Below are 11,447 nucleotides of genomic sequence, written 5' to 3'. Positions count from 1 at the left end.
GTGTCACAGATGCGCTCGATCAGGTACCGGTCGTGCGAGATGACCACCATGGTGCCCGCCCAGCCGTCGAGCAGATCTTCGAGTTGCTGAAGCGTGTCGATGTCGAGATCGTTGGTCGGCTCGTCGAGAAGCAGGACGTTGGGCTCGGCCATGAGGACACGTGTCAACTGCAGACGTCGGCGCTCACCACCGGAGAGATCACCGACTGGGGTGCGCTGACGCGCCGGTGTGAAGCCCAACCGCTCAGCCAGCTGACCCGCCGATACTTCCTTGTCTCCCAGCGTGATTCGCTCGGCTACATCCTTGACCGCGTCAAGTACGCGCATGTCGGTCGGTAGATCGTCGAGTTCCTGCTTGAGCCAACCGATGTGGACGGTCTGCCCCTGAATGCGCTTTCCGGCGGCAGGCTCGAGTTCGCCGGCCAGAGTCCGCAGCAGAGTCGTCTTGCCCGAGCCGTTGACACCGACCAGGCCTACACGCTCACCTGGAGCGAGACGCCAGGTCAGATCCTCGACGAGTACACGGCCGTCCGGAGTCTCCAGACGCGCGTCTTCGAGTTCGATGACAACCTTGCCGAGCCGACGCTGCGCGAACGACGCAAGAGCGACCGCGTCACGAGGTGCCGGAACGTCGGCGATCAGGGCCTCTGCGGCCTCGATGCGGTACTTCGGCTTGGACGTACGGGCCGGCGCACCGCGGCGCAGCCATGCGAGTTCCTTGCGCGCAAGGTTGCGTCGACGCTCTTCGGAAGCGTCAGCCTGACGCGAGCGCTCGGCGCGAGCGAACACCCAGTCGTTGTAGCCACCCTCGTAGCTTTCGACGCCGCCGCCGACAACCTCCCAGGTGCGGGTGGCGACGGTGTCGAGGAACCAGCGATCGTGGGTCACGACGACAAGCGCGCTGCGACGCGAGACGAGGTGCTCGGCCAACCACTGAACACCTTCGACGTCGAGGTGGTTGGTGGGCTCGTCGAGCACCAGCAGGTCGAGGTCCTGAACCAGGGCCGCAGCGAGAGCCACGCGGCGACGCTCACCGCCGGACAGGCCGTCGACCTTGGCGTCCAATGCGGACCGCTCGCCGCCGGCGCCCAGGTTGTCGATGCCGATACCCGAGAGCACCGAACGGATGCGCGCGTCGCCGGCCCATTCGTGTTGCGCCACTCCGAGCGGCCCCAGGACCACTTCACCGACAGTGGAGCCGGGAGGCAGCACACCGCGCTGCGTCACGACGGCCATACGCAATCCGCCGACGCGGCTGACGCGTCCCGAATCCGGCTGCTCCACACCCGCGAGGACTTCGAGCATGGTCGTCTTACCGCCACCGTTGAGGCCGACGACGCCGATGCGCTCGCCCTCCTCGACGCCCAGGGAGACCCCGTCGAGCAACGGCTTGACGCCGAAAGACTTCGACACGTTTTCCAGATTGATCAGATTCGCCATCAGTGCTGTCCCTTTGCCGCATTGTCGAGTATTCGTGCTCCGGGAACGGGTCCGCTCGCCACGCGAACGGTGCGGCACACCCCCGCTCCCGCAAGTTCTGCGCTCACTTCCACCGCGGACTGTGCGTCGGCGCAGAGAAAGGCGCATGTCGGTCCGGAGCCGGAGACGATGCCGGCCAAAGCTCCGGCTTCGACGCCCGCTCGAAGCGTCCGTCGTAGATCCGGGTTGAGTGAGAGTGCCGCAGCCTGCAGATCGTTGCCGAGCAGCGACGCAAGCAGATGAGCGTCACCCGTGGTCAGTGCCTGGATCAACGCATCGGCGCTCCCCACCCGTTTCGGGGCGCCTTCTGCCCGCAGCTTGTCCAGCTCGCGGAACACGACCGGTGTGCTCAAGCCACCCTTCGCCAGCGCCAACACCCAGTGAAAAGTGTGGCGGGTCAACACTGGGACAAGTTGTTCGCCGCGGCCGGTTCCGAGGGCAGTGCCACCGTGCAGCGAGAACGGAACGTCACTCCCGAGGCGTGCCGCAAAAGCGTCGAGATCAGGCCGCGAGAAGTCGAGCTTCCACAAAGCGTTGAGCGCAACCAAAGCGGCGGCTGCGTCGGCACTCCCGCCGGCCATTCCGCCTGCGACGGGGATGCCTTTCTCGATGACTATCTCGACGTTCGGGGCCACGCCACCCTCGACGGCGAGCATCTCGGCGGCACGCCACACGAGGTTGGTGCGATCGGTCGGCACGGCCGCGGCGTCGTCGCCGATCACCCGCACGGTCAAGGTGTCCGCAGGCGTCACCGTGAGGGTGTCTGCCAGCGACAATGCCTGAAAAACCGTCGTCAGCTCGTGATAGCCGTCGTCTCGCAGGTCCCCGACGGCAAGGTGGAGATTCACCTTGGACGGGGCCCGGACGACTACGGGGCGTGGAACGACGGAGAGCACAAGGAACAACAATAGGCGCTGCGAACACCTGGGCGAAAACCTGCGACCGCCGCACCCCGTCCGACAGACAGCGCACCCACGCTATTTCACGGCTCGAACCCCAACGCCGAGCCCGACCACCGCCACGCCCACGGCGGCGACGATTCCTGCCAGAACGCTGCTCGACGCGAAGTCTCCGGCAAAGAGTGCCCGCTCGGCGTCTACGACGTAGCCGAGCGGATTGATGTTCACGAGGACCTTCATCCAACCTGGTGCGTCCTCGAGTGGAAGCATGGTTCCCGACAGGATCAGGAGCGGGAACATCAGCGTCTGCTGAACGACCCAGAACATCCAATCCTGCTCTCGCACAGCCAGAGCGAGAGCGTACGAGAGCGCACCGAGTCCGACGCCGAACACTCCGAGCAGGACAATCCCGAGCGCGGCGCCCGCTGCATTGACATCCAATCCGAGCGGAAGTGCGACCAGAATGATCAGAATCGCCTGCGCGGCAAGCGGAACCATCTCCTTGCACGCTCGCCCGATCAACAAGGACGAGCGTCGGAGCGGAGTCACCAACATTCGCTCGTGCGATCCCTGCTGCATCTCCATCAGGAGGTTGGAACCGGTCATCGTCGTTCCGAAGATCGCGATCATCACCAACACACCGGGAATGAACCAATTCCATACGCCGTCACCGGTACCCGGAACCCCTTTGAGCAGAGGCCCGAACAACGCCAACAGGATCAGCGGCTGGATGAGGCTGAAGATGACGCTGACCGGGTCACGCAACATCGGTCGCAGTTCACGGCCCATCACGATCGCGCTGTCTCGAACGATGTTGCCGTGCGCGCTACGTGGGGTATCGAGTGTGATTGTCATGGCGGATTCCTGTTCGTCGTAGTTCTTCGTCGTAGTTCTAGGAAGCGACCGCGGCGGCGCTCTCGCGCAGGCTGCGGCCGGTGAGAGTGAGGAAAACGTCGTCGAGAGTCGGCCTGGTGATGTCGGCAGTAACTGCGCGGGCGCCGCGGGTATCGGCTTCACGCAGCAATACCGGGAGCGTCGAATCACCCTCGCCGGCACGGATACTCACCGAGTTTGCCTCGACCGTGACGTCACGCACAGTGACAAGTCGCTCGGCCACCGACGCCGCGATGCCGGCCGCTTCGGCACTGTCGAAGGTGAGCAGAAGATGATCCCCCGCGAGATCCGCTTTGAGTGCGGCAGCGGTGTTGTCCGCGATGACAGTGCCTTCGTCGATGACGATGACCCGCTCTGCCATCGAATCCGCTTCTTCGAGGTAGTGCGTGGTCAGCACGATCGTGGTGCCCATCTCGCGCCGCAGCCGGAGGATGTGGTCCCAGAGGTTGGCCCGACTCTGCGGGTCCATGCCCGTGGTCGGCTCGTCGAGGAACAAGAGCGGTGGGCGATGGACCAGGCCGAGGGCGATATCGAGCCGCCGGCGCTGCCCGCCGGACAACGTACTGACCTTTCGAGTGCCCAACTCGGTGAGTTCGAGATCACGCAGCAACTCGTCGGCCCGTACCTGCGAGTCGCCCTTGGGCATTCCGTAGCACAATCCCTGTGTCACCAACTCTTCGCGAACTCGCTGGTTGTGGCCGGCGCCGTTCCCCTGCCCGACGTATCCGAGGCTCGATCGCACCTCGTTCCGCGCCGCGGAGATGTCAAATCCTGCGATTCGCGCGCTGCCGGACGTTGGCTCGAGCAAGGTGGTCAACATGCGCAACGTCGTCGATTTCCCGGCGCCGTTCGGCCCCAGCAAGGCAACCAACTCACCCTCCGCTATGTCGAGCGTGACTCCCTTGACTGCTTCCACGAGTTTCTTGCCCTGAGCGAAGTGCTTGGTGAGCGCCTTCGTCTCGATCATCGGTCTGCCGTCGTTGATGCGACTCATGACGTGGCCCCAATTTCTTCTCGACTGGTCGGATGTGGACCAACCTAAATTCAATTGAGGACTCATACGGTCCTAAATGTTTGGCAGACTTCTGGCCATGAAGGAGACATCGGCTCGCCTACTGCGGTTGCTGTCACTGCTCCAGACGCGTCGAGACTGGTCCGGTGCCGAACTCGCAGACAAACTCGCGATCACCCCGCGCACAGTTCGACGTGACGTGGACCGCCTCCGCGATCTCGGCTATCCGGTCGACGCGACAGTCGGAGTCGGTGGCGGATATCGCCTGGGTGCCGGCGCGGAGATGCCCCCGCTACAGCTCGATGACGAAGAAGTGCTCGCGGTGGCACTTTCACTGCAATCCGGAGCGACCGGCTCTGTGGTCGGCATCGGCGAGGCTTCGATGCGCGCGCTGGCGAAGCTGCGGCAGATCATGCCGTCGAGGCTGCGACACCGTCTGGAGTCGCTGTCGATCGATGTCGTGCCACGCGAGCCCGCCGCGAGCGCAGTCGATGCGTCGGTACTGTCCGCCATCGCATCCGTATGCCACAACCACGAGCGATTGAGATTCGACTACAGCACTCACGACGGCACCCAGAGCCGACGCGAGGTGGAACCGTACAGGCTCGTGCGGTCGGGTGTTCGGTGGTATCTGGTGGCTTGGGATCTGTCTCGCGAGGACTGGCGATCATTTCGCGTAGACAGAATGGAACCCAAGATCCCCACCGGCCCACGATTCGTGCCGCGGGAACTACCCGCCGGTGGTGCAGCAGACTTCGTTTCCCGCGGTGTCGCTCGGGCCTATTCCTCCACGCGCGCAACAGTTCTACTGCATGCACCCATCGAGCAGATAGCACCCATGGTCAACGAACAGTGGGGATCGGTGGAGTCCACCGACGAAGGGCGTTGCGTCATAGTGCTTTCGGGCACTTCTCTGCGATCGATCGCACACTGGCTCAGAGCTTTCGACGTCGATTTCACCGTTGTGAATCCACCTGAACTCCGCGAGGAATGCCGCACGATCGCGGCGGAAACGGCAGTCGCCACTCAGCGGTATCTCGATGCATGACAGCGTTTTTCACCCAAATACAACAAGACCCCAACTCCGAAGAGTTGGGGTCTTGTCAGTACGTCATGCGTCGGTTGCCCGACTCACATGGACGTCTTAGACGATGGTAACGCCGGTGGCCTGCGGGCCCTTGTTGCCCTGACCGATCTCGAACGCCACGCGCTGGTTCTCCTCGAGAGTGCGGAAGCCGCCACTCTGGATCTCGGAGTAGTGAACGAAGACGTCAGCACTGCCGTCTTCGGGAGCGATGAAGCCGAACCCCTTCTCGGAGTTGAACCACTTCACGATGCCCTCTGCCATGTAAATCTCCTCTAACACAGTGTCAACAGGCAGTCGCTTCGACCGCCCGGGTCACTTACTACGACCGTTCTGAGACAAATCCGTGGAGGATGTCCAAACGCTCGCAACCTAACCATTTGCGAGCGTGGAAACACAAACACAAACACTTACGACCAACACAAGTAGACCACACATCCGCCGTGTTGTCTTCCCTGAGGCCTTCATCACTGCCCAGGGCGTTGACAGGTATACCCCCTGGGGGTACCTTCGATTGCAGAGCGATACCTACACCGGGTATCCGTAAAATAAGCTTTCCACAACCGAAGGGATCTGCGATGACCACCGCCGAATACACCGTTTCCGGAATGACCTGCGGACACTGCGTCGGATCCGTCAAGGAAGAGATCGGCAACATCGCGGGAGTAACCGCGGTGGATGTCGAACTGGCGAGCGGACGCGTCGTTGTCACCAGCGATGCTCCCGTCTCCGCAGCCGACGTCGTCGCAGCAGTCGACGAAGCCGGCTACGCAGTCGTACCAAGCTGAGTCAGCCGTGCGCACCTCGACAACACTTGCCGCCTACGCCGTAGGGCTGGTCGCCGTCTTCGGCGCCGCCCTCGGCGTGGGGGCCGCAATCGGAAGCCCGATAGACATGTCCACCACCCAGCACAGCACCCACGAATCAACCACCGAATCGATGCCAGGCATGGATTCGGCAACACCTGCAGGACTCGAAGTCTCCTCCGGCGGATACACACTCACCGATGTGACCGCACCCGGTCGAGCTGGGGAGCCGGGAACCTTGACCTTCCGGATTCTCGACGACACCAACACGCCCGTCGTCGATTTCGACCTCCTGCACGAGAAGAAACTCCACCTCATTGTCGTCCGAAACGACACCAGCGAATTCCGCCACGTACATCCGTCCCTCGCTGCAGACGGCACCTGGTCGATCGACTGGGCCTGGCCCGCCGCCGGCACCTACCGAGTCTTCGCGGACTTCGATCCCACCGACGGCACCCAACTGACACTCGGCCGAAACTTCGACGTGGCAGGCGAATTCACTCCCGCGCCGCTACCTGCGAAGAGCGCGACCGCAACCGTCGACGGATACACCGTGACTCTCGACGGTGATCTGACCACTGCCGGCGGCCCGATCACGCTGAGCGTTGCTCGCGACGGAGCCCCGGTCACCGATCTCGATCCGTACCTCGGTGCCTTCGGTCACCTCGTTGCCCTGCGCACCGGCGACCTCGCCTACCTGCACGTGCACCCCGAAGGCGAGCCAGGCGACGGCGTCACAGCTCCTGGTCCGGACATTTCCTTCCACGCACAGGCACCGAGCGAAGGCACATACCGACTGTTCCTCGACTTCCAGCACGAGGGCGTGGTTCGGACCGCCGAATTCACTGTTGATGCAGGCACTTCCACAGCTTCAGTTCAAGAAAATCACGAGGGAGGGCACTGATGACGTCACCGACTGCGGTCGACAATGCTGCCAACTCGAGCAGCGTCGAACTCGCGATCACCGGGATGACCTGCGCCTCCTGCGCGTCACGAATCGAGAAGAAGCTCAACAAGATCGACGGCGTCACAGCCACCGTCAACTACGCGACGGAGAAGGCCAAGGTCACCTTCCCGGACGGGGTACCCGTCGAAGATCTGGTCACTGCCGTCGAGAACGCCGGTTATTCCGCCGCGCTCCCCAAGCCGCCCAGCGCGCCGGACACCGTCGACCCGGATGCGGAAACCCCGCAGGATCGTGATCTGCGCGAGCTCCGTACCCGCCTGATCATCTCGACTCTTCTCTCCGTGCCGGTCATCGCTATGGCGATGATTCCTGCGCTGCAGTTCGACAACTGGCAATGGCTCTCCCTCACACTGGCCGCACCGGTCATCGTGTGGGCGGCCCTCCCCTTCCACCGGGCTGCCTGGGTGAACCTGCGCCACGGCGCGGCCACGATGGACACGCTCATCTCGCTGGGCACCATCTCGGCCTTCGTCTGGTCGCTCTACGCACTGTTCTTCGGCACTGCGGGCGAAGCCGGTATGAAGCACGCCTTCCGGCTGACGGTCGACCGGATGGACGGCAGCGCCAACATCTACCTCGAAGTTGCCGCGGGCGTCATCACGTTCGTGCTCGCCGGACGCTACTTCGAGCACAAGTCCAAGCGCACGTCCGGCGCCGCACTACGCGCACTCATGGAACTCGGTGCAAAAGACGTCGCGGTATTGCGAAACGGCGTCGAAGTACGAATCCCCGCCGAAGAACTGGCAGCGGGCGACTCCTTCATCGTCCGGCCCGGCGAGAAGATCGCCACCGACGGCATCATCACCGAGGGCCGCTCTGCCGTCGACATGAGCATGTTGACGGGTGAATCCGTGCCGGAGGAAGTCGGTGTCGGGGACACTGTTGTCGGCGCCACCGTCAACGTCGGTGGAACCTTGACCGTCGAGGCAACCCGGGTCGGGAGCGACACCCAACTCGCCCAGATGGCGGCACTGGTCGAAGACGCCCAGAACGGCAAGGCCGAAGTTCAGCGCCTCGCCGATCGGATCGCCGGTATCTTCGTGCCGGTCGTCATCGCGATTGCCGTTGCGACACTGGGCTACTGGCTCGGTACCGGCAACCCCATCGAGATGGCCTTCACCGCTGCGGTCGCCGTGCTGATCATCGCGTGCCCCTGTGCTCTCGGATTGGCAACGCCCACAGCTCTGTTGGTGGGCACGGGTCGCGGGGCTCAGATGGGAATCCTCATCAAGGGACCCGAGGTACTCGAATCGACGCGCGCAGTCGACACCGTCGTGCTCGACAAGACGGGAACCGTCACCACCGGTCAGATGACATTGCTGGACACCGTGGTGGGCGAAGGAACAACCGTCGACGAGGTCCTTCGGCTGGCCGGCGCACTCGAACATCGCTCCGAGCACCCCATCGCCGCAGCGATTGCGAAGGGTGCGACCGAAGCTGTGGGCGAATTGCCTACGGTCGAGGATTTCGTGAACGTCGCCGGGCGCGGCGTGCAGGGAATGGTCGACGGTCACGCCGTCGTCGCGGGCCGAGACGCGCTGCTCGCCGACTGGTCGATGCCGTTGCCGGAAAATCTCCGCGAGGCTAAGGCTGCAGCAGAGAAGGCCGGGCGCACCGCAATCGCGGTGGGCTGGGACGGCAAGGCGCACGGCATCCTCGTGATCGCCGACGCGGTCAAGGACACGAGCGCCGAAGCAATCGCGCAGTTGAAAGCACTCGGCCTCGAACCGGTTCTGCTGACCGGTGACAACGCCACCGTTGCTCGCACTGTCGCGGATCAGGTCGGGATCAGCACCGTCTTCGCCGAGGTCATGCCTGCGGACAAGGTCGACGCCGTCAAGAAACTGCAAGCGGAAGGACGCGTCGTGGCCATGGTCGGCGACGGCGTGAACGACGCGGCAGCCCTGGCTCAGGCCGATCTCGGCCTGGCGATGGGCACGGGTACCGACGTTGCGATCGAGGCCAGCGATATCACTCTGGTGCGAGGTGACCTGCGGTCGGCAGCCGATGCAATTCGACTGTCCCGCAAGACGCTCAAGACCATCAAGGGCAATCTGTTCTGGGCATTCGCCTACAACACGGCTGCGATCCCGCTGGCTGCGGCCGGCCTGCTCAACCCGATGCTCGCCGGTGCCGCAATGGCATTCAGCAGTGTGTTCGTGGTGAGTAACAGCCTGAGGTTGCGGCGGTTCAAATAAGGGGGCAAGCCCCTGTGCGCGGTTAGGGAGTCCCTGCACTCCTTAACCGCGCACGGGGCTATTCGCCTCCAGCCAGCCGAACGAAGGCTGCTGCGTCGAGCATCTCACCACGCGTCTGTGGCTCGATGCCGGCAGCGAGGAGCCGTCGTTCGGCCTCGGCAGGCGAACCTGCCCAACCGCTGAGCGCGGCACGCAAAGTCTTGCGGCGCTGCGCGAATGCGGCGTCGATCGCCGCAAAAACCTGCTTGCGGTGTTTCTCGTCCATCGGCCACGGCGGCTCCGCATACCGGTCGATACGAACCAGACCTGATTCCACCTTCGGCACCGGCCAGAACACGTTGCGTCCGACGGCACCGGCGCGGCGAACCTCGCCGAAGAAGTTGGCCTTGACACTGGGAACGCCGTAGATCTTGCTTCCCGGATCAGCCGCCAGGCGATCGGCAACCTCGGCTTGCACCATCACGAGTGCGGTCCGCAGACTCGGGAGCGATGCGAACAGATGCAACAGCACCGGCACCGCGACGTTGTACGGCAGGTTCGCGACAAGCGCGGTCGGCTCGCCGGGAATCTGTGAAGGCAGCACACGCATCGCGTCGGCTTCGACGACGGTCAGGCGATCGGCCAGTTCCGGCGCTCGCTCGGCCACCGTCTTCGGCAGGCGAGCCGCGAGGTTGGGATCGATCTCGACCGCGATGACCCGATCGACCACGTCCATCAGCGCCATCGTCAGCGAACCGAGACCAGGCCCTACCTCGAGAACGACGTCGTCACGTGTCACGCCTGCCGTGGTGACGATGCGCCTCACGGTATTGGCGTCGTGAACGAAGTTCTGCCCCAACTGTTTCGTGGGTCGGACACCGAATTCCTCGGCAAGAGCGCGCACCTCGACCGGACCGAGCAGGGCTGCCTGCCCGCGCGGAGTAGCGATGGGTTCGTTCGATTGTTCGGCGTCTGACACCAGTAGAACTTATCCCAGTCCGAGGCGACCCGAGCACGACGGCCATGCGCCCCAGCCCTGAGTGCGCTGGGTCTGTGTCGCAATCGCGATCTGTTCTTCACGGGTGGCGAGGTCGGCGCGGGGCGCATACTTCAACCCGCCCTGTCGTTCCCAGGTGTTCTGATCGAACTGCACGCCGCCGTAGAAACCGTTGCCGGTGTTGATGGCCCAGTTACCGGTGGCCTCGCACTGTGCGAGCGCATCCCACGTCGAACCGTTCTCCACGGGCGGCACCTCGGTGCCCGGCTTCGTTCCGACACGCACGACCTTCGGCTGCGCCGGTGTGGTGATCGTCTCCGCGACCTGGGTACGTCCGGCTTCGACACCGTTGACGAGATTCACGGCGAACGTCACGTCACGCACGCCGGGCACGCCCGGGTTCTCGACGATCGTGCGACTCTGGTTCATCGTCGGATCCTCGATGCGCTGATCCGGCGGATCGAGCGGCAAGGTCTCGACCTTGTTCTCGGTGCGGTTGCGCGTCACCGTGACCTCCAGGCCCTCGGTCAGTGGAGCGTCGGCGGCGGGAACCACCGTGTCCGACTGCTCGAGCGGAGTGCCGTTGGCGGTAAGGAACTCCCCGACCGTCGGCGCCGCGATACGCACGTCTGCTGCCGCGTTTGCGCCGTCGACCAGTTTTGCGACGACCGGTGTCAAGACGTCGAGCGCGGCGCCGTCGAGCGGGAGACGCTGCGAGCGCGACGCCGACACGTGCACATCCGCTGAGACATCCAACTGCTTGAGCGCGTCGTCGACGGTCAAGGCTGTGGTCCAGAGCTTCTGCGGCTGACCGTCGACCGTCAGCGTGATCTCACGAGCACGACGGAGCACCACGGTGTCGCCGTCGGACAGCGAAGCGTCGGCCGCGGGAGCAACCGCGTCCTTGTCACCGATGGGGTAACCCGCGTCCTCGAGAGCGCCGTCGACGTTGGTCGACATGGTGCTCAGGCGAATCTGCTCACCGTCGACATCGAGAGTGATGGTCTTGTGCCGGACGACGGCCAGAACACCACCCACGAGAACCGTCAGGAGAAGAGCGGCGATCGCCGAGTACAACAACGGCGACCTGGTCGAGTTGATCTTGGCGAACGGTGACATCGGTTCCTGTGTTC

At 64.0% G+C, this 11,447-nt stretch carries 11 protein-coding genes; 4 read left to right on the top strand and 7 right to left on the bottom strand.

Going from position 1 to position 11,447, the window contains the following annotated elements:
* The 4 genes from RWT78_RS12245 to RWT78_RS12230 form a co-directional block, all read right to left on the bottom strand.
* A partial coding sequence (locus RWT78_RS12245) for an ABC-F family ATP-binding cassette domain-containing protein (protein ID WP_314675884.1) occupies positions 1-1,439 on the bottom strand: 1,439 nt, incomplete at its 3' end.
* A complete protein-coding gene (locus RWT78_RS12240; protein ID WP_314675882.1) occupies positions 1,439-2,374 on the bottom strand; it encodes a 4-(cytidine 5'-diphospho)-2-C-methyl-D-erythritol kinase in 936 nt (311 codons plus the stop codon). The genes RWT78_RS12240 and RWT78_RS12245, both read right to left, overlap by 1 nt.
* Before the next feature lie 81 nt (positions 2,375-2,455).
* A complete protein-coding gene (locus tag RWT78_RS12235) occupies positions 2,456-3,232 on the bottom strand; it encodes an ABC transporter permease (RefSeq protein ID WP_003946226.1) in 777 nt (258 codons plus the stop codon).
* Between the two features lie 37 nt (positions 3,233-3,269).
* Positions 3,270-4,265, bottom strand: coding sequence for an ATP-binding cassette domain-containing protein (locus tag RWT78_RS12230; protein WP_314675878.1), 996 nt, complete (start codon positions 4,263-4,265; stop codon positions 3,270-3,272).
* Between the two features lie 97 nt (positions 4,266-4,362).
* Here RWT78_RS12230 and RWT78_RS12225 point away from each other — a divergent pair, with 97 nt between their 5' ends.
* A complete protein-coding gene (locus RWT78_RS12225) occupies positions 4,363-5,331 on the top strand; it encodes a YafY family protein (protein WP_003946249.1) in 969 nt (322 codons plus the stop codon).
* A gap of 96 nt (positions 5,332-5,427) precedes the next feature.
* Here RWT78_RS12225 and RWT78_RS12220 read toward each other — a convergent pair whose 3' ends face one another.
* A complete protein-coding gene (locus RWT78_RS12220) occupies positions 5,428-5,631 on the bottom strand; it encodes a cold-shock protein (RefSeq protein WP_003946232.1) in 204 nt (67 codons plus the stop codon).
* Positions 5,632-5,945: 314 nt separating this feature from the next.
* On the opposite strand from RWT78_RS12220, the gene RWT78_RS12215 reads away from it, so the two are divergent.
* Genes RWT78_RS12215 through RWT78_RS12205 form a run of 3 tightly spaced genes read left to right on the top strand, consistent with a single transcriptional unit; the run spans position 5,946 to position 9,338 of the window.
* Entirely contained in the window at positions 5,946-6,155 is a 210-nt protein-coding gene (locus tag RWT78_RS12215; protein ID WP_003946267.1) for a heavy-metal-associated domain-containing protein, read from the top strand.
* Positions 6,156-6,162: 7 nt separating this feature from the next.
* Positions 6,163-7,077: a hypothetical protein gene (locus tag RWT78_RS12210; RefSeq protein WP_314675872.1), complete on the top strand. Its 915-nt coding sequence runs from the start codon at positions 6,163-6,165 to the stop codon at positions 7,075-7,077.
* Complete coding sequence (locus tag RWT78_RS12205; protein WP_003946240.1) at positions 7,077-9,338, top strand: cation-translocating P-type ATPase; 2,262 nt, start codon at positions 7,077-7,079, stop codon at positions 9,336-9,338. The genes RWT78_RS12210 and RWT78_RS12205 overlap by 1 nt, the downstream gene beginning before the upstream one ends.
* 58 nt (positions 9,339-9,396) lie before the next feature.
* Here the strand turns inward: RWT78_RS12205 and rsmA are convergent, their stop codons facing one another.
* The gene (gene rsmA / locus RWT78_RS12200) at positions 9,397-10,296 is read right to left on the bottom strand and encodes a 16S rRNA (adenine(1518)-N(6)/adenine(1519)-N(6))-dimethyltransferase RsmA (RefSeq protein ID WP_003946263.1); all 900 of its coding nucleotides are present in this window, start codon (positions 10,294-10,296) and stop codon (positions 9,397-9,399) included.
* A 9-nt stretch (positions 10,297-10,305) separates the two neighbouring features.
* Positions 10,306-11,433 (bottom strand): resuscitation-promoting factor, encoded by a 1,128-nt coding sequence (locus tag RWT78_RS12195; protein ID WP_003946237.1) that lies wholly within the window; start codon positions 11,431-11,433, stop codon positions 10,306-10,308.
* Between the last annotated feature and the right edge of the window lie 14 nt (positions 11,434-11,447).

The organism is uncultured Rhodococcus sp. (assembly GCF_963525155.1).
Classification (GTDB): domain Bacteria; phylum Actinomycetota; class Actinomycetes; order Mycobacteriales; family Mycobacteriaceae; genus Rhodococcus_F; species Rhodococcus_F qingshengii.
This window is presented reverse-complemented; position numbering and strand designations above follow the sequence as displayed.

Excerpts from the sequence above, each read along its gene's own strand:
- RWT78_RS12235 (WP_003946226.1), bottom strand. The coding sequence starts at position 3,232 with ATGACAATCACACTCGATACCCCACGTAGCGCGCACGGCAACATCGTT.
- RWT78_RS12230 (WP_314675878.1), bottom strand. The coding sequence starts at position 4,265 with ATGAGTCGCATCAACGACGGCAGACCGATGATCGAGACGAAGGCGCTC.
- RWT78_RS12225 (WP_003946249.1), top strand. The coding sequence starts at position 4,363 with ATGAAGGAGACATCGGCTCGCCTACTGCGGTTGCTGTCACTGCTCCAG.
- RWT78_RS12220 (WP_003946232.1), bottom strand. The coding sequence starts at position 5,631 with ATGGCAGAGGGCATCGTGAAGTGGTTCAACTCCGAGAAGGGGTTCGGC.
- RWT78_RS12215 (WP_003946267.1), top strand. The coding sequence starts at position 5,946 with ATGACCACCGCCGAATACACCGTTTCCGGAATGACCTGCGGACACTGC.
- RWT78_RS12205 (WP_003946240.1), top strand. The coding sequence starts at position 7,077 with ATGACGTCACCGACTGCGGTCGACAATGCTGCCAACTCGAGCAGCGTC.
- RWT78_RS12195 (WP_003946237.1), bottom strand. The coding sequence starts at position 11,433 with ATGTCACCGTTCGCCAAGATCAACTCGACCAGGTCGCCGTTGTTGTAC.